Consider the following 19,547-nt stretch of genomic DNA (forward strand, 5'->3'; position numbering starts at 1 on the left):
AAAGGACTTAAATTATGAGCAAAAGCTACACTCTTAAGGCCGAAAAACGCGAGCGGGTTGGTAAGGGGTCCTCCCGTGAACTTCGCCGCAACGGTCTTATTCCTGCTGTCATTTATGGTGAAAAACAACCTCCTTTGGCAATAACAGTTCCCTATAAAGAAATTTTCTATAAAATTCACGCTGGTGGCTTTCGTACCACCATTGCAACGATTATTCTTGACAAGCAAAAAATTATGGTTTTGCCAAAAGATTATCAATTAGATCCCGTGCGTGACTTTCCCCTCCATGTAGATTTCTTACGCATTTCAGCAAAATCCGTTGTAGAAGTGAATATTCCTGTCCACTTCCTCAATGAAGATACGGCCCCTGGACTTAAAAAGGGTGGTGTCCTCAATATTGTTCGGCACGAAATTGAATGTACAGCTCCAGCAAGTGCTATTCCTGAAGCTATTGAAATTGATCTCTCCAGCTACTCTATTGGTGATTCTATTCACATTTCAGCAGTGCAACTGCCAAAAGATGTGACTCCCATCATCCAAGATCGAGACTTTACCATTGCAACCATTGCAGCTCCTGCTGGCATGGATGTCAGCGATGAAACCTCTGAACAAGAAAATGATGAAGAAGACACGGAAACTTCATAAAACTCAAAAGGCGGAAATTTTTTCCGCCTTAATTTATGAGACATTACCCTTACTCATACTTTGACTGAAAATACACATGTGGCTTATTGCTGGTCTTGGTAATCCTGGTTTACAATATCAAAATAACCGCCATAATATCGGTTTTATGGCTGTTGATGCCATTTATCAGTCCTTCTCTTTTTCTCCATGGTCGAAAAAGTTTCAAGCAGAAATCTCCAATGGTTTCATAGATAATGAGAAAATTTTTCTTATAAAACCGCAAACTTTTATGAATTGCTCGGGTCAAGCTATCGGTGAAGCTTTGCGATTTTATAAATTAGATTTGAAGAATTTGATCATCATTTATGATGAGTTAGACCTGCCTCCGGGAAGAGTCCGTGTAAAAATTGGTGGAGGAAATAATGGACATAATGGTATTAAATCTATTGATACCCATTGTGGTACTAATTATTGCCGTATACGCATAGGAATTGGTCATCCTGGAAGCAAAGAACTTGTTCATCAGCATGTCCTAGGAAATTTTACCAAATCTGATCAAGAATGGCTTCCCCCTCTCTTAGAGGCAATCGCAAAAAATATCGCTCTCCTTATAAAAGATGACAAATCCCTCTTTATGAATGAAGTTTCACAAACAATAAAAAATAAGAACTGACCCTAACAGCTTATTTCTCTCATCAATAAAAAAACAACTTTTCTCTATAAAATCTATACATATAACTTATTGATTTATAAGAATTAATTGTTTTATATTCTTGAATAGAAATGCCAAATATCACAAGATTTATTTTAAATCTATTAATAATGAAACCATAAAAACCATTGGCTTACACCTCACAAGTTGGAGGACATATGGATAAAAACTTTTGAAAAAAGAAAGAAAAATGCCTCTTATAAATTTCCTCAAAGGCAAAACCTGTTGGGAAAATATGAAAGCTAGCAAATAGAACAATGATATTTGTACATATCTTTTGAAACAGAGAAGAGGTCTATACTCTTTTTTTGGAGGAAGAGAAGATTGAACAGCAAACCAAAATACCCAAACGGCTCTCTCCAATCTTCTCCCCTAAATTAAAAAAAATCATTTGGCTGAATGGTCGATTGTAGCGGATCGTAACCATTTGATTGTTGACTATAAACTGTAGGAATACTCCTATTGTTTTGCAATACCACAACACGCGAACCAACGGGAACACGATCATAAAGATCGATAATATCTTGATTAAGCAAACGGATACACCCACTTGAAATAGCACGCCCAATTGACCACGATTCGTGTGAGCCATGAATACGGAAAAGTGTATCTTTCCCATTTTTGAACAAATAAAGTGCCCGCGCACCTAATGGATTATCGGGCCCTGGTGGCATTCCTTTCCCAAGATGACCATAACGTTCTGGTTCTCGAGCCATCATAGCTGCAGTAGGAGCCCAATTTGGCCACCGACGCTTGCGCTGTATAACCCCCTCACCTTCAAATGCTAGGCCTTCTTTACCGACACCAATCCCATAACGCAAAGCTTTTCCATTTTCACCAATAAGGTAAAGAAAACACTCTTGCGTATCTATAACCAATGTTCCAGGCGCATAAGATGTATAATAAATCACCTCTTGTCGCCAATATTTTGGATCAATTGTCGCAAGATCAACAGCAGGTAACGAATAGGCCTCATTCGTTACAGGACCATACAAAGCCTGTATTTCTGGTGGAATGTATCGAACTTGTTGAAAAGGTACCGATGACATATCTGACTGACGTGTAGCACATCCAGCCAAAGCCAAAAGTGCTGCAATTAAAAAGGCACAACGAGATAACACTCTTCTATTTTCTCCGATTAATTATTTATGCAGATTTGCATACCATGAAAAACTTAGCACACTATTAACATTAATTCGAAGTTTTCTTATCCTTGTAACTAAGGAGAGCATTAAGATAAGAAGAACTAAGGTAAAAAAGTAGATACCTACTACTTTAGACTTTTTTCTCACTTATCGCAAGACAAGGACTATAACTCTTCTGAAAATATGCTATAAAAAGGAAGCTTTATCTTAACCATAAAATCAGTAGAAAAGAAAGACTCTCATGGGCTTTAAATGCGGTATTGTCGGATTACCTAATGTCGGGAAATCAACTCTTTTTAATGCATTAACAAAAACAGCCACTGCACAGGCTGCCAATTATCCTTTTTGTACTATTGAACCCAATACCGGTGAAGTTGCTGTTCCAGATTTACGAATGGAAAAAATTGCATCAATTGCTGGTTCAAAAGAAACGATTCCTACACGCATTAACTTCGTGGATATTGCGGGGTTGGTACGAGGAGCCTCAAAAGGCGAAGGTTTAGGGAATAAATTTTTAGCCAATATTCGTGAAGTCGATGCCATTGTCCACGTTTTACGCTGTTTTCAAAACGAAGATATTACCCACGTAGAAGGACGTATTGATCCTGTTAGTGATGCAACAACGGTTGAAACCGAACTTATGCTTGCAGATCTTGAAAGTCTTGAGAGAAGAATCGTACAAATCCGTAAACGAGCAACTGGAAAAGATAAAGAAGCCCTTACAATTCTACCCATTATGGAAAAAGCATTAAACATACTGCAACAGGGAAACCCTGTCCGCTTATTACTCAAAGATATCTCTTCTGATGAAAAGAACATTCTTAAAAGTTTAAATCTTTTAACCTCCAAACCTGTACTTTATGTTTGCAACGTAAGCGAAAATGACGCCGCTCATGGCAATAGTTTTACCCAAACAGTTGAAAAAATGGCAACAGAGCAAAATGCGCAAAGTATTATCATTTCGGCTTCTATCGAAGCGGAAATCACGCAACTGAGTGATGCTGAAGCCTCAGAATATCTCAATGCTCTAGGACTCTTTGAACCAAGTTTAAATCGCCTTATTCGCGCTGGTTATCATTTACTTGATCTCATTACTTACTTCACCTGTGGGCCTAAGGAAACGCGAGCATGGACAATTGCGCGTGGTACCAAAGCTCCCCAAGCAGCTGGCGTTATTCACTCAGATTTTGAGCGCGGCTTCATTCGTGCACAAACCATCAGCTACAATGACTATATTGCTCTGGGTGGAGAAAGCGGTGCAAAAGAAGCAGGAAAAGCCCGCGATGAAGGAAAAGAATACATTGTGCAAGATGGCGATATCATGTTATTTAAACATAATACTTAAATCTTCACTCTATCTTAATAGTTTATCTTGAAAATTTTGTATTAAGTTCATGAGAGCTTACCGCAAAAGTTCCTAAAGGTCTCCTGAACAAAAAACAGGTGCTACCATTATTGTGACAGCAACTGTTTTATCCATTCAAGAATGGAAATATAAAATTAGCGCGTCCAACGCCCTTCGTATTTAAATGTTGGAGCGTCCTTTAAAGAATCTTTTGTCGCATTTGTAATAAGTTTCCACTTACCATAATCATTTGTCATCTGGATTGTTTCTGGAGAAACGACCACATAACTCTCCCCTATACCAAGGAAACCACCAACTGCAACAACAAATCCCGCAATATTATTTTCACGTAAAATAATATCTTTTACTTCACCAATATTTTCATCTTCTATATTATATACCTTAGCACCTATAAGGCTAGAAGCAACAAAATCCGTTGCTAAAGGTGTTACATAACGCACAGAATTATTTATCCCTACCTGTACAATACCTGTCGAAGAAATCATTTCAGGTTTAGAAGGTCCTTCAAAAGACTGCGCATAAGTACTAGAAATCATCAAAATTGACATAAGAGTAGTACATGAAATTTTTTTCATTTTAACATCTCCGTTTTTACTTTGCTTTTACTTTATAAAACCTCAATGCATTATAAACAGATTTGTTCCTTATGCTTTTTATACTCTTTCAAAACCAGTCGCCTTATCCTTTTTTCTTTATTTCGTCTTTTGTTTCTTTCTCAAACTCTTCTTCTAAACTACGCCAAATACGACCTTTTAAAATATAAACAAGCCCTGCAAAAATGATTAAAAATAAAATAACACGAAAACCGGTTTTTTTACGAATTTCCATATGAGGATCAGCAGACCACATCAAAAAAGCAGAAACATCACGAGCGTAATGTTCAACGGTTTCTGGGGTTCCATCTTCATAAGCAACTACACCATCACTCAAAGGAGGTGCCATAGTTAAAAAATTACTGGCAATAAAATAAGGATTATACCAATAACCATCAGCAACTTTTACTTTCTTCGGCGCTTCCTGATATCCTGTTAAAAGAGCTGTAATATAATCTGGACCAGCCGTATCATAATGAGTCAAAACATCCGTAATTAAAGCAGGAAAAGGCAAAGATACACCACGTGCACGTGCCATCAATGACAAATCTGGAGGATAAGCACCATTCAAAACCTGTCTTGCTTCTTCTTCATACGCAAAGGGAGAAGGAAAATAATCCGTTGCAACCCCAGCACGTTTAAAAAATTTTCCTTCTCGATTAGGACCATCACGCACTTCATACTGCCCCGCCAAAACTTTAATCTGTTCTTGATCATACCCAAGAGCTTTTAAATTGCGAAAAGCCACATATTTTAGCCCATGGCAGCTGGAACAAACTTGTTTATAAACCTTTAATCCGCGCCTCAATTGCGCCTTATCGTAGAACCCAAATGGACCTGAAAAACTCCATTCTTGTTTTTTAGGAACCTGTAAAGGAAAAGAAATAAATCCCTCTTCCTGATCAGAGGCATCACCCGCTAAACTCTGAGCAGAAAAACTCATAGCAACAATAACAACCAGCCCGAAAAAAACATTTACCATAGTCTCTTTTTTTTCTGTTTTAAATCTTGCATAATTGAAGAAGGAAGAGAATAATTTTTTTCAAACGCTGGCAAAATCGGCAAAATAACCAAAAAAAATATAAAATAATAAACCGTAGCCAATTGTGTCCATAAAAGAATTTTGTCACTTATTTCTCTTGACCCCAACCAACCAAGAAAAACGACATCAATAACCAACGCCCAAAAGAAAATTTTATAAACAGGTCGATATCTTGCTGAACATATTTTAGAGCGGTCTAACCATGGCACAAAAATTAAAATGCAAATCGAACTGACGAATAAAACAAAGCCAACAAAGTTTGAAGAGAAAATACCAATATCAAAAGTTATAGCACGAAGCATCGCATAAAAAGGCAAAAAATACCATTCTGGAACCACACGAAGAGGTGCCTTTAAAGGATCTGCCACACTATAATTTTCAACCTGCCCCATATAATCGGGCATATAAAACAAAAACCAGGCAAAGAAGATGAGAAAAACAGTAATAGCAAAAATATCTTTGATCAGTGCATAAGGCGAAAATGGAACCGTTTCCTTATCTGACTGTATAGCAAGACCCGTTGGATTTCCTTGCCCAACACAATGAATTGCCCAAATATGAAGCCCCACAAAAAGAAGCAAAACAAATGATAAAACATAATGGAAAACATAAAAACGATTCAACGTTGGTTGTCCTACGACATAACCACCAAGAAGTGTCTCATGCAACCAAGACCCCACTAAAGGAATCGTTTTGAAAAGCCCTGCAATCACTGAAGCAGCTGAAATAGACATCATCCCCCAAACAAGCACATAACCAAAAAACGCTATTGCCATCATGATGATATAAATAAAAATACCTGTAACCCATACCATTTCTCGCATATTTTTATAAGAACCATAATAAAGTCCACGTGCCAAATGGATATAAACAGCAATAAAAAAAAACGAAGAGCCTACACAATGCCATGGACGAAAAAGCCAACCAAACTGCCCTTCACGCCGAAATCGTTCACTAGTTTCAAAAGCCAAATGAATATCCGGAACATAATGCATAGCCAAGACAATACCTGTCAATAGCTGTGATAAAAGCATAATGGTTAAAATACCGCCAAATGTGTAAAAGTAATTAAGATTACGCGGAACAGGAAAAATCACAAATGCATTATAAAAAAAACGAGGAAGAGGAAAACGCTTATCAAACCAACGAGCAAGTGCATTTTTAGGACAATAAGGAGAAAACCTTGTCATAACCTTATCCTATTTTGAGCAAAGTATCAGAAAGAAATTGGTAAGGAGGAATAGCCAAATTATAGTTAGCTGGACCCGAACGCACTCTTCCAGCTGTATCATAAACAGACCCATGACAGGGACACAACCATCCTCCAAATTTACCCGATTGCCCAAGTGTTACACAGCCTAGATGCGTACAAAGATTAATAACAATAAGCCAATTTTCACGTCCTTTACCTGCTGAACGCGCAAAATCTGTTGCTTCCTTTTCACCTTCAAGATTAGGATTGCGCGCTTGACGATCTTTTAGAAGTCTCAATTCAGTAGCGCGCGCATCAGCAATTTCTTTTGCCGTACGATTTCGAATAACAACAGGCTGTCCTCGCCACTTTACCGTTATCGACATCCCCTCTTCAATACCAGAAAGATCAACCTCAACAGAGGAAGATGCCAAAACAGCTTCATCTGGACACAACTGACGGATAAAAGGCCACATAACCGCTCCCATTCCAACTGCTCCTGCAACAGCTGTTACCAAAAACAGAAAATCCCGCCTCGTTTGCTCACCCATGGCCTTAACTTAAAGAGACACTTTGCTAAAGCATCCTTTCTACCATACCCTCTCCCATTGTACAATGCTTGATCACTCAGTTACCTCAATCATAAAAACATCCCCGTAAAAACTCCTGCCATTTGTATGGTTTATACAAAAAACTGTTTTATAATGATAATTCATCATTTTACAGAGTGAATGAAATCCTGAAACACCGTAAGGTTTTTTCATTTCCAACCTATTCATATTAATCAATCAAAATTACTCCCCCGCCCGTGAAAATCAGAGATAGCATGTAAATAAACACTTCTAAAGAAAGATAGTCTTATTATGACCATATCTCAGTAAACAAGTTGAGCTTATCGGTTATTTCTTTAACACATTTACAGCATCTCTCCCTCTCTCAATTCCAACTGGTTGTATGAGTATTTTTTTCGCTTCTTTTTTTGCATAAGCTTCTGTTTTTGCATAAAAAGCATATTTTGTTGATTTTAATTAAAATGGATGATCTAACCTCATTAAATATCCCACTTTTCAACATAATGAGCCAATCCATTCATGGATCGCTCAATAAAATGAAGTCCCGAATAGGGAGCTTCTCTCTTATCCCAAACAGATCTGTATACATAACTTTTTCCCTGAAATTTAAAGGGAATAAAAATTAACCGTAAAAAACATGTATTTCTCAAAGCATATTTTTCGAATAAATTGTGGTGTTTCTTTACAAAGTCGAAAGAAAAATCATATTACAGAGAACATGACACTTCATATAGCTCTTTTCCAACCTGATATTGCTGGTAATACTGGAACGATTTTACGTCTTAGCGCTTGCTTTGGTTTACATGTGCACATTATTGAACCTGCAGGCTTTAATCTGTCGGATCGTAATCTCAAACGCGCAGGATTGGATTATCTCGAATATGCTTCCTTAGAACGACACATTGATTGGCAACATTTTATAAGCTCCATGAAACACTTTAACCGCCGCCTGTTGCTTTTAAGTACAAAAGCAAAAACATGCTATACACAGATATGCTATCAAAGAAATGATGTTTTACTTTTTGGTCGGGAATCAGCTGGAGTTCCCGATTATGTTCATGAAACGGCCGATTACACACTGAAAATTCCCATGCAACCACAGGCACGCTCTCTCAATCTCGCCATGAGCGTGGCTATAACAACAGGAGAAGCATTGCGCCAAATTGGTTATTATGAAAGAAAATGTATTTTATAAAAATATAAATTATCACGAAAAACAATAATACAACATATAAAGAACAGTTAGAGCGTATAATGCCTATCATTTTCAAACAATTAAGTGCTTGTAAAATAAACATTTATTAGTGCCCATCACATCCATTTCATATCACCTCATATCACCACCTATGAATGATTAAATACTCCTCATAGTAAAAATCCAGTGAACATCCCCCTCTTTATGGTCATACAAGGTGCAAACCGCTATCACTATTCTCTTTATTCGTTCTCATTTTCGAGAATCCTTATCTTTGAGATGGTTTATAAGAGACATTTTCCCCCTCTGTAATCATTTTTCCTCACTTGTGACGTGTAAGGCAATAATTTTGATTGATGTAATATGAACAGGTTTGAAATAACCTTACAATATTGTGGACTCTTCTTTCACATGAATAGTGATTATTATAAATTAATATGTTGACTTAAAAAATATAAAAAACAGTGGGTTTATAAACAGAAATATTATAAATCAATTTTTTCTAATAGTGCATGACGATCCATTAAAAATCCGCTTTCAATCCATATCATTTCTAGCTCTTTAAGCTTTTTTCCTAAAAGTATACCTTTCGTAAAACCTTTTTTTATTAAATCGTTACCATTAATAGGAAAAGTTGGAATTTGCCATTTTTTGGCAAGTTGATAAAGCTTAATATAACCCTCTGCTTTTTGCAAAGCATCACTTTTTTCCAGATGATCAAGATGTGATGCAGCGACAGACAACGATAATTGATCTAAAACTGGCTGTCGTCCATGAAAATAAATCAGTTTTTGCACAAAATGATCAGAACAGTTTTGGCTGATTATTTCTAACTCCGCCCATTCTTTTAATCGCGTTGTTTCCTTAAGAGAAAAACGCAAGCGCTGTGCCATTTCATGAAGACGCATGGGATCAGGAGGAAGAAGGCTTTCTAGCCGTAACAATGGATCAACTTTCCAACCAAGAGCCTGTTCTGTCTTCACCAATGCGTGAATTGCATCAATACCCCATCGTTCTGTTTCAGGGAAAATGAGTGCCAAAATTCTGCTTTGTCGCATCCATAAAAGAGCACGCGTTGGATCAAACGCCGCAAGAAGCTTTTTCATTTCTGCCCAAATACGTTCAGAAGAAAGTTTTTTTAAACCGTGTTTTAAACGAACACATGCCTTCAATCCTTGCACATCAGGTCGCCCTGCTCCATACCACGCAAAAAAGCGAAAAAACCGTAAAATACGCAAATAATCTTCGCCAATACGATCTTCTGCAACCCCAATAAAACGAACTGTTCGGCTAGCAATATCACTCAAACCTCCCACATCATCATAAAGGTTGCCAGCAGCATCACAATAAAGCGCATTTATCGTAAAATCTCGCCGTTCAGCATCTTTTTTCCAATCACGACCAAATGCCACTTTTGCATGACGACCATCCGTTTCAATATCGCAGCGAAGCGTTGTAACCTCATAAGAACATGAATGAGCAACTACTGTTATTGTACCAAACGCAATCCCTGTAGGAATAGCTTTAAATCCTGCTGCTTCTACACGTGCGATAATCTGTTGCGGCAAGCAGGTTGTGGCAATATCAATATCACTAATAGGCTGCCCTAGCAGTTGATTGCGTACTGCTCCCCCTACAATACGCGCCTCTTCCCCCTCCACAGACAAAACACGAAGAAGTGTTTGGATATCGCTTTGTTGTAACCACGCAACCTGTTTGAAGTTCTGTCTTATATTCACCCTTTAACCTTTCAAAAAAGTTGTCTTCATTGCTTTAAAAAACTCTCTTCATAAAACAATTTTTTTAAGACATCCCTTATAAAGCACGTCTATTCTTCCAAAGAAACTTTTCTCTTCTATATGAATATGAAAAAAAACGGCATATGATACTTCATTTCTTCTCATTTTCTGTTACAAACAATAAGATATCCATTATCATGCAGAGAAAATTACCATTTTTGCGACAAACGCCTTAAGGAAGAAATATGAGTCAACATGATCCATCATCCAATTCTATAAAAAAGGTCAATATCAATCATGAAGCTCAAGTCATTATTGATGATATTGATACGGCACACAAAGAGTTGGATATTTTACAAAAAGAAATTGACAAAGTTATTTTTGGGCAAAATCAGGTAATCGAATATGCTTTAATCGCTATTTTTGCTGGTGGTCACGCCCTTCTTGTCGGTGCTCCAGGACTTGCAAAAACACGTCTTGTTGAAACATTGGGAACAGTCTTAGGGCTTGATGAAAAACGCATCCAATTCACTCCTGACTTAATGCCATCGGATATTATTGGTTCTGAAATTATGGATTCCGATAAAGACGGTAAACGTTCTTTTCGATACATTCAAGGTCCTATTTTCACGCAACTTCTCATGGCCGATGAAATCAATCGTGCTTCCCCACGGACACAGTCAGCCCTTTTACAAGCTATGCAAGAATATCATGTTACTGTTGCAGGTACCCGTTATGATTTGCCACAACCTTTTCATGTTCTTGCAACGCAAAATCCTCTCGAACAAGAAGGGACCTATCCACTTCCTGAAGCACAACTGGATCGCTTTTTGATGCAAATCGATATTGACTATCCTGACCTCACAACAGAGCGACGGATTATTTTAGAAACAACAAAAGAAAAAAAATCAAATGCAAAACCAATTTTATCCGGCAAAAAATTGCAAAAAATTCAAAATATCGTTCGCCAAATGCCTCTTTCAGAAAATGTGATTGAAGCTATTTTAAAAATTGTCCGCTCATCTCGCCCTCATAAAGACAATAGCCTTGCTAATACTTATGTTTCTTGGGGACCTGGTCCACGGGCATCACAAGCCCTTTCACTTTGTGTTCGCGCTCGTGCTCTTTATTATGGACGCTTAGCTCCTTCACTTGATGATGTTGAAGCATTGGCCTATCCCGTATTACAACACCGCATGGCTCTTAATTTTTCTGCCCGTGCTGAAGATATAACCGTAAAAGATATTATTAATAACCTTGTGAAAGATGCTCTTTGAATGGCTCTTGGCAAAAAAGTTTTACAAAAGCCTCCATTGTCGCTGGCAAATGAACTGCATAAGGATACTGGCAAAATGCCATATTTCCTTTTACAAGCGCGTCATATCGCTAATACATTGATAACCGGATGGCATAGACAACGTAAAAGCGGTAATGGGGAAAACTTTTGGCAATTTCGTCCCTATATGGAAGGAGAATCCATTAGCCGCATTGACTGGCGTCGCTCAGCGCGTGATGAAAATACATATCTCCGTGAACATGAATGGCAAATGACACAAACCGTTTGGCTTTGTCCTGATCAGAGCGCATCAATGCATTACTGTTCGCGCTTTTCTAAAATCTCTAAAGGTAATCATGCCACTCTTCTTACCCTTACCTTGGCATCCCTTCTTGCACGCAGTGGCGAACATATTGCTATTCCCAACTTAATGTCCCCCACAATGACATCCAATGTCGTAGAACGAATAGCCTTTGCTTTAGAAAATCATTCAGATGAAAATTCATTTCCGGATTTTTCAACGATTACACGCTTTTCACATGTCGTTATAATGAGTGATTTTCTCGACTATCCTGAAAAAATCATCCAACATTTAACCGTTTTAACTACAAAACAGGTGACAGCTCATTTAATTGAAATTTCTGATCCCGCAGAAGAAAGCTTCCCCTACACAGGTCACACAGCATTTTTGGATCCTGAAACGAAAGAGAAACATGTTTCCACTAAAGCAGAAGATCTTCGTAAGAGCTATTGTAAACTATATCACGCAAGGCGACAAGAATTGGTAAATTTTTGCGCACGCCAAGGATGGTCTTATCACGTTAGTACAACGGATCAACCTTTAACAGAGACCATTTTTCATCTCGCAAATACAATGAGCGACTCTCCATTGCAAAAAAGGAGGGCACTTTGAGTTTTGCTGCTCCCTTTCTGTTACTAGGGCTTTTGTTCCTACCGGTCATTTGGTGGCTATTGCGGATAACTCCTCCATCTCCGCGTAAAGAGCTTTTTCCCCCTTTTCGCTTCTTACCCAAACCAACTCATCAACAAGAAACAGCAAAACATACACCTTGGTGGTTGCTCTTGTTGCGTTTAACCATAGCGGCACTTGTTATCATAGCTCTAGCACGCCCCACTTGGAATCAAAAACCAATAAGCCTTTCTGGGTCTCAACCCCTTGCACTCATTATTGATAATAGTTGGGTTTCTGTAAAAGAATGGAAAAAACGCATCTCTATCGCTGAAATACTCCTTGCACAGGCAGAAAAACAGCAAAAAGATATTTATCTTGTTGCAACGGCTGAACATGATATCTCCAATATAGAGCCCCAACCAGCCAAGATTATAACACAGCATTTAATGCATTTGCAACCGCGTCCTTGGCCTGTCAACCGTGTGCATGCCTTCAAAAAACTCAGCGAAATAACCAAAGGAAAACCTCTTGATATTGCTTATTTAAGTGATGGATTACAAACAAATGAAGATGAGCAAGCTTTTGCTCTTCTTGAAGAACTAAAACCTAGAAACTTCTTGTGGTATTTGACTGATATTTCCGATTTAACCGGCATAACATCCATAGAAAATAACAATGGAAACATGGGCGCGCGTATTATCCGCTCAACAACACACAGTAATACTCCCGCTATACTCAGCCTTTACGATTCAAATAATCAACTTCTCGGTCAATTTACGAACAATTTCTCTGAAGGAGAAACAACAGTACTTGTTCCTTTTAATGTACCACTTGAACTACGCAATGATATCGCTTGGATAAAAATAAACAATCAAAACCATGCTGCTGCAACCTTCTTGGTAGACAGCCATAACAGGATAAGCCGTGTTGCTCTTCTCTCACCCGATACCAATGAAATGGCACAGCCTTTACTTGCTCCATTTTATTACATTATTAAAGCCTTACAAGGTCATACACAGCTTATAACAGCCGGTGGAAGAGAACTTTCAACGGATATTGATCATTTGCTTAAACAAAATCCATCTGTTTTTATTATGGGTGACATTGTTAACATGCCCGAAAATGCAGAAAAAAAACTTTCTGATTTTGTGAATAAAGGGGGAACACTCATCCGCTTTGCAGGAGAAAAACTCAGTAGCGCAGAACATTACGATAACCTTCTTCCGATACCACTGCGCCCAGGCCAACGTTCCCTTGGAAGTATTATGTCTTGGACAAAACCACAAAAGCTTGCACCTTTTGCAAAAAATAGCTTTTTCTTTGGTCTTCCCTTTCCAGGAGATGTTACTGTCTCTCGCCAAATCCTCGCAGAACCAACCCCAGATCTTTTTGAAAAAACGTGGCTTAGCCTTTCGGATGGAACTCCTCTTATTACCGCAGCAAAACGTGGTAAAGGAACCCTCATTCTCATTCATGTTGCTCCTGACCCAACATGGTCTAATCTTCCTCTTTCTGGCTTTTTTGCACAAATGCTGCAAAAATTAATCACATTAGGTTCTAACGAAAACACAAACCTAACACACAGAGAAAAAAGAACAGTGGTACAAAACCCTTGGCGAACTATAGCCGTTGACGGACAATTACAAGTACCATCCTCTGATATTGTTCCACTGGTCTTTGATGCTCAAAATCCACCCCGTCCTTCCTATCATACCCCACCAGGACTTTATGGTGTCAAAAACAATTTTTATGCGCTTAATCTCTTAACTCATTCATCGCGCTTGATGAAACAATCATCATTGCCACCTTCTCTTAACAAGAGTCCTTTATCTTACGATATAAAAGAAAAAAATCTTACCGGTCCACTTTTAGGATTAGCCATCTTATTATTCGCCTTTGATAATTTTCTCATTTTATGGATGGGAGGTATTTTTTCTTTCAATAAACGGCATAATATGTTTTTCCTCCCTCTCATAATTCTTATTGCCTTGTTTGCATATGCTCCAATTCTTCATGCACAAACGACAGAAAATCATCATGATAGTGTACAAGCCGCTGGTGCAACACATCTTGCCTACGTTATAACCAACAATCGTGAAATTGATACAACGAGTAAAAGTGGTCTAGAAGCCTTAAGCCAATTTATTGCAGAGCGCACAATGCTTTCCCCTGGCTCTGTTACAGCACTTGATCTCGATAAAGATGAACTCTCCTTTTATCCTCTTATTTACTGGCCAATTGATGTTGAGAGTCCTATACCAACTCCCAAAAGCCTTGAAAAAATAAATAATTTTATGAAACATGGGGGAACAATTTTATTTGACACACGCGATCAGATAAAGAGCAATCTTAATCTTGAAGGAGATGCCACTCCAGAAACGCAAAGATTACGAACCATCTTAAAAGGATTAAATATTCCATCCATTGAGCCAACATCAACCGATCACGTTGTTGCACGTTCCTTTTATATTATGCCAGATTTTCCTGGTCTCTACCGTGGTTCACCTTTATGGGTTGAATCCTCATCAACAAACAAAAAAAATAAAAATTCTCTTGCCAGTGGTGATAACGTAAGTTCTCTTCTCATCACCGCAAATAACTTTGCCGGTGCTTGGGCACTCGATGAAAAAGGAACATGGAAATATCCCCTTGTTCCCAATGATCCAATGCAACGTCTATGGGCATTTCGCGCAGGTTTAAATATTGTTCTTTATGTGCTTACAGGAAACTATAAAGCGGACCAAGTTCATGTTCCTGCGCTCTTGGAACGCTTTAAAAGAGAAAGAAGGCAATGATACCACTTTTTACTTTTCAGCCTTTCTTACCACTCTTTTGGATTCTGCTCTTAAGCGGAATATCCTTTCTTTTTGTCGTTGTTGGTCTTGTTACGCAACGTCAAGGTTCTATATTTCGTCTGATGGCATTAAGCGCCCTCATCCTTGCTTTGCTTAATCCAATGATCATAAAAGAACAGCGCGAACCACTGAAAAGCACAGTGGGAATTATTATTGACCGCAGCAAAAGCCAAACATTTGGAACACGTACAAACGACAGTGATGAAGCGCGCGCGCAATTAACTCAAGTATTGGCGCATTATCCACAATTTGAACCACGTTTTATTGAAGCTGGAAAACTTGCTGATAATCAGTATGCGCCCTCAACGAATTTGTTTGAGACTTTAACACAAGCAGTATCTGATGTACCACTCTCTCGTTATGCAGGAACCATTTTTATCACTGATGGACAAGTGCATGACATCCCTGACCTATCAGATCTTCATCATGAAGTACCTCTCAATGCTTTGATTACAGGATACTCAGATGAATTTGATCGCCAAATCAAGTTTATTTCTCCTCCACGCTTTGCCCTTGTCAACAAACCACAAACGCTCTCTATTTTGGTAGAAGATAAAGGCCCCGCCAAAAAAACAATACCACAGAAAGCAAATATTACACTAAGCGTCAATGGACAAGACATTGGCCATTATTCTGTAACTCCTGGCGTGATTTTTCAAACTGAAATTACTCTTCCTCATGCTGAAAAAAATATTATCCAAGTTATAACTGATCCATACAAAGGTGAACTAAGCTTTGAAAATAACCGCGCTATAACAATTATTGAAGGAATCAGAGAAAATTTACGCGTTCTTCTTATTTCAGGTGCTCCTTATAATGGAGAACGGACATGGCGAGACCTTTTGAAAGGTGACTCCAATATTGATCTTGTTCACTTTACTATTTTGCGTCCCCCCACCAAAGCAGATAATACGCCCTCAAGCCAATTATCCTTAGTGGTCTTTCCCACAAGAAAGCTCTTTGTTGAAGAAATTAATAACTTTGATCTCATCATCCTTGATGGCTACCAGCACTCTACTGTTCTCCCCTTAATCTATTATGATTATATCGCCCAATATGTACAAAAGGGGGGTGCATTGTTGATGGTAACAGGACCTGAATTTACCCAAAAAAACTCACTTGCGAAAACACCTTTAATAAGCATTCTACCGGCATTGCCCAATGGAACTATTATTGAAAAACCTTTTCGCCCCACATTAACCAAAGAAGGTGAGCGCCATCCTGTCACAAGGGGTCTTGCAACACTTAACCTTCCCGCTTCTCAATGGGGACAATGGTTGCGACAAATTGCTATTCAAAATATAAATAACGGAATCGCCCTCATGAAAGGAGCCAATGAACAACCACTTTTAATTCTCTCCCATGTTGATAAAGGGCGTGTAGGCATGTTGCTTTCCGATGAAAGTTGGCTTTGGGCTAGAGGTTTCGAAGGCGGAGGTCCTTATGCTGCTCTTTATCGACGAATTGCCCATTGGCTTATGAAAGAACCAGAACTTGAAGAAGAAAAATTAAGTGCAACCAGCAGCAATCATCATTTAACAATTCGCCGCCAAACCCTCAAAGAGCATCCAGAGCCCGTCGAAATAATCTTTCCCTCTGGAAAAAAAGAAAATATTACTCTCACCAAAGAACAAGAAGGCCTTTTTACTGCAACTGTGACCACTGATGAGACAGGAGTTTTTACCATTAAAAATGGCGATTTAACAATACTTTCTTCTGTAGGGATGCTCGATAATCTTGAGTTGTTTGACTTGACTTCAACACAAGAAAAACTGGCCCCCATTATTAAGCACACTGGTGGCTACATCGGACGTTTACACTCTGAGGGAAAAGAAAATTTTCATCTTCCTCCATTCAAGCTGATTCAATCAAAAAAAAGTCCGTCCTCTTCCCCAGCACATTCAATTGTTCTGAAAGAAGCAACCGAAACCCGTTTAATCAATACCTTTTATTTTTCGATATTTTCTGGCTTTTTTGCACTGCTTGCCTGCCTTTTACTGTTGAGCAGCATGTGGTATCGTGAAGGCCGTTAAAAAATCTGAAATTTAGTATAATAGTTTTTAAATTTAGCTTATCCTTTTACGTATTTACTTGTCTTTTATAATTATATAACGTATTGATTTATAACTAAAAATACAGTGGAATTCTCCTTATTTCCAATATCCTCATATTAAAATAATAAAAAACATTCTCTTGCGTATTATTAGAAGAAATGCTGTATGGATAGAAACCATTGAAGAAAAGAGTGAAATACCTCTTATAAATCCTCTTAAAGCAAAGCAAGAATTTTCATAAAATTGGGGGAAAATAGTATGATGTTTTTTATTTGCACCTTGTATAAGCGTAGAGATGGTAGTGTACAGTAAGCCCTATATAGTTCACAGAAGCTTTCCATTATAATATCGAGTACCGTCTTGAAATTAGCTCAAACGCATTGAGAAATGTTTTTTACAAATATGTGAATGTACGACACAATGATATTTTATTAGGGATATTCTATTTGGAACATTCCGCTTGAGACATTCTTTTTTGCAAGCTAATTTTCATTTTACCATCTTTCTTGCCTTTAAACACTAAGTTATCTTATGTTTATTCTTTAAATCGTTTTTAATACTCTACGAGCTTTTATGTTTTATCTTGCCCATATATCGGATGTACATCTTTCCCCTCTCCCGCAACCTTCCCTTTTTGAACTTTCTGGGAAGCGTCTTACCGGTTATCTGAACTGGCAAAAAAAACGTAAGAGTCAGATGGCAACAAATGTCTTAGAAACTTTAATGGATGCCTTGAAAAAAACAAAGCCTGATCACCTGGTGATCTCTGGTGATCTTGTCAATCTTGCTCTCGATAAGGAATTTGAACAAGCGTATCGTTGGCTCCTTAACTTAGGACAACCCCAAGATATTTCTTTGACATTTGGAAATCATGATGCCTATGTCCGCGGCGCTTTACAAAAAGCATGCACTCTTTTTAAACCTTGGATTACAGGTGACATCCCTCAAAAAAGCCTCTTTCCTTATATGCGCATTCGTAAAGATGTTGCCATCATAGCAGCTTCTTCAGCCATTGCGACATTGCCTTTTCAAGCTTCCGGTTATTTTGGTAAAATGCAAGCGCAAACTTTACCGCTCCTTTTAAAGGAAGCAGCACAATGCAACCTTTTTCGTGTCGTCATGATTCACCACCCCCCCTTTCCAAAGGCAACGTCTTGGCATAAAAAACTACGGGATATAAAACGTTTTCTAGACATTATCAAATACCACGGTTGTGAGCTTATTCTTCACGGACATACTCATTTACCCACATTGAATTACATTGAAGGACCAATTAAAAAAATCCCTATTGTTGGTGTTCCTTCCGCATCACAAGCTTTTGGTGATAAAAAACCGCCCGCAGGCTTTAATTTATTTTCCATTGAACGCTTACAAAATCAATGGCATTGCCAATTACAACGTTATAGCATTATCAACCCCAAAAACGAGATTGCATGTACTGAAACAATTAATCTTTAAACACCTTCATAGTTGCCCAAACAACCAAAAATGAAAATATTTTTATTTCATATCCCTTTGGAAATCATAATTCTTATTTCCTTTTTCTCCTTAAAAGATAAAGTTTCACCTTCTCTGTCAATAGATCAATTTTTCTCAGACAGTTCCATCTGCAGCCCCACTTATGTGACTAGCTTTTTACAAACTTATCGGTTTTGGTTTTCTTCCTTCCCGCCCTAAAGGACGAAAATTCTACCACATCTGATTTATAAATAATTCGGATTCTTGTCTCAAGGGTTCCATCTGCTAATCGCACATGTGATTTACTTCACAAAGCTCTACACATAAACCCTGCTTTGAATTTCATCATCCACTCCTCCAAAAGCATCTAATGCGTAAAATCCTTATATTATTACAATGATGATATTTTATAGAATAATAGAGAAGCTCATTCAGCTTCTATGCCTGAAAATCAATGGCTAAAAAAGCCAAATAATAACTAAATTATATAATTTAAATAACCCAATATACTTGTGATTCATAAACAAATGATGTTGATTGATTTATCGTAAATAGATTTGAAATGATCCATTACTATTTCACTCAAAATTTATTATCGTACATTAAAAATTTAGGAAAAATAATAGATTATGTTTCGATAAAAAACATAGGTAATAATATTTTTTATGTCTCAATAAATTCCTAATTTTTCATCTATTTTTTCCTATAAATCACTTTATAATACTCTTTATAATTATTTTATTATTGAGTTACATTGTGGATGTAATTTTATGTTCTTTAGAATTTTTTGCGAGCTTTTTGTTATTAAATAA

15 protein-coding genes are annotated in these 19,547 nt (G+C 37.8%); 9 read left to right on the plus strand and 6 right to left on the minus strand.

Annotated elements, in window-relative coordinates:
• Window positions 1–14 precede the first annotated feature (14 nt).
• Window positions 15–644 (plus strand): 50S ribosomal protein L25/general stress protein Ctc, encoded by a 630-nt coding sequence (locus ACFIM8_RS02005; RefSeq protein WP_375610123.1) that lies wholly within the window; start codon window positions 15–17, stop codon window positions 642–644.
• A 76-nt stretch (window positions 645–720) separates the two neighbouring features.
• Window positions 721–1,296: an aminoacyl-tRNA hydrolase gene (gene pth, locus ACFIM8_RS02010; protein ID WP_375606348.1), complete on the plus strand. Its 576-nt coding sequence runs from the start codon at window positions 721–723 to the stop codon at window positions 1,294–1,296.
• 416 nt (window positions 1,297–1,712) lie between these two features.
• On the opposite strand, the gene ACFIM8_RS02015 is transcribed toward pth, so the two are convergent.
• Complete coding sequence (locus tag ACFIM8_RS02015; protein WP_375606349.1) at window positions 1,713–2,456, minus strand: L,D-transpeptidase; 744 nt, start codon at window positions 2,454–2,456, stop codon at window positions 1,713–1,715.
• A gap of 265 nt (window positions 2,457–2,721) precedes the next feature.
• Between ACFIM8_RS02015 and ychF the strand changes: the two genes are divergently transcribed.
• Window positions 2,722–3,825: a redox-regulated ATPase YchF gene (gene ychF, locus ACFIM8_RS02020; protein WP_375606350.1), complete on the plus strand. Its 1,104-nt coding sequence runs from the start codon at window positions 2,722–2,724 to the stop codon at window positions 3,823–3,825.
• Window positions 3,826–3,980: 155 nt separating this feature from the next.
• Here the strand turns inward: ychF and ACFIM8_RS02025 are convergent, their stop codons facing one another.
• The 4 genes from ACFIM8_RS02025 to petA all read right to left on the minus strand — a co-directional run bounded on the left by ACFIM8_RS02025 (window position 3,981) and on the right by petA (window position 7,224).
• Window positions 3,981–4,421 carry a PRC-barrel domain-containing protein gene (locus tag ACFIM8_RS02025; protein WP_375606351.1) on the minus strand — a complete coding sequence of 147 codons (441 nt, stop codon included), beginning with the start codon at window positions 4,419–4,421 and terminating at the stop codon, window positions 3,981–3,983.
• A 103-nt stretch (window positions 4,422–4,524) separates the two neighbouring features.
• The gene (locus ACFIM8_RS02030; protein WP_375614404.1) at window positions 4,525–5,421 is read right to left on the minus strand and encodes a cytochrome c1; all 897 of its coding nucleotides are present in this window, start codon (window positions 5,419–5,421) and stop codon (window positions 4,525–4,527) included.
• Complete coding sequence (locus ACFIM8_RS02035) at window positions 5,415–6,671, minus strand: cytochrome bc complex cytochrome b subunit (protein WP_375606353.1); 1,257 nt, start codon at window positions 6,669–6,671, stop codon at window positions 5,415–5,417. The genes ACFIM8_RS02030 and ACFIM8_RS02035 overlap by 7 nt, the downstream gene beginning before the upstream one ends.
• 4 nt (window positions 6,672–6,675) lie before the next feature.
• Window positions 6,676–7,224 (minus strand): ubiquinol-cytochrome c reductase iron-sulfur subunit, encoded by a 549-nt coding sequence (petA, locus tag ACFIM8_RS02040; protein WP_375614405.1) that lies wholly within the window; start codon window positions 7,222–7,224, stop codon window positions 6,676–6,678.
• A 739-nt stretch (window positions 7,225–7,963) separates the two neighbouring features.
• On the opposite strand from petA, the gene ACFIM8_RS02045 reads away from it, so the two are divergent.
• A complete protein-coding gene (locus tag ACFIM8_RS02045; RefSeq protein ID WP_375606355.1) occupies window positions 7,964–8,440 on the plus strand; it encodes a tRNA (cytidine(34)-2'-O)-methyltransferase in 477 nt (158 codons plus the stop codon).
• A 485-nt stretch (window positions 8,441–8,925) separates the two neighbouring features.
• On the opposite strand, the gene ACFIM8_RS02050 is transcribed toward ACFIM8_RS02045, so the two are convergent.
• Window positions 8,926–10,179, minus strand: a complete 1,254-nt coding sequence (locus tag ACFIM8_RS02050) for a CCA tRNA nucleotidyltransferase (RefSeq protein WP_375614406.1) — start codon at window positions 10,177–10,179, stop codon at window positions 8,926–8,928.
• A gap of 245 nt (window positions 10,180–10,424) precedes the next feature.
• Between ACFIM8_RS02050 and ACFIM8_RS02055 the strand changes: the two genes are divergently transcribed.
• The 5 genes from ACFIM8_RS02055 (at window position 10,425) to ACFIM8_RS02075 (ending at window position 18,735) form a co-directional block, all read left to right on the plus strand.
• The gene (locus ACFIM8_RS02055; protein ID WP_375614407.1) at window positions 10,425–11,456 is read left to right on the plus strand and encodes an AAA family ATPase; all 1,032 of its coding nucleotides are present in this window, start codon (window positions 10,425–10,427) and stop codon (window positions 11,454–11,456) included.
• Window positions 11,457–12,368: a DUF58 domain-containing protein gene (locus tag ACFIM8_RS02060; protein WP_375606358.1), complete on the plus strand. Its 912-nt coding sequence runs from the start codon at window positions 11,457–11,459 to the stop codon at window positions 12,366–12,368.
• Window positions 12,365–15,163 (plus strand): DUF4159 domain-containing protein, encoded by a 2,799-nt coding sequence (locus tag ACFIM8_RS02065; RefSeq protein ID WP_375614408.1) that lies wholly within the window; start codon window positions 12,365–12,367, stop codon window positions 15,161–15,163. The genes ACFIM8_RS02060 and ACFIM8_RS02065 overlap by 4 nt, the downstream gene beginning before the upstream one ends.
• Entirely contained in the window at window positions 15,160–17,256 is a 2,097-nt protein-coding gene (locus tag ACFIM8_RS02070; RefSeq protein WP_375614409.1) for a glutamine amidotransferase, read from the plus strand. The genes ACFIM8_RS02065 and ACFIM8_RS02070 overlap by 4 nt, the downstream gene beginning before the upstream one ends.
• A gap of 594 nt (window positions 17,257–17,850) precedes the next feature.
• Complete coding sequence (locus ACFIM8_RS02075; RefSeq protein WP_375614410.1) at window positions 17,851–18,735, plus strand: metallophosphoesterase family protein; 885 nt, start codon at window positions 17,851–17,853, stop codon at window positions 18,733–18,735.
• Window positions 18,736–19,547: the final 812 nt, after the last annotated feature.

It is taken from the genome of Bartonella sp. AC535YNZD (assembly GCF_042196625.1).
Classification (GTDB): domain Bacteria; phylum Pseudomonadota; class Alphaproteobacteria; order Rhizobiales; family Rhizobiaceae; genus Bartonella.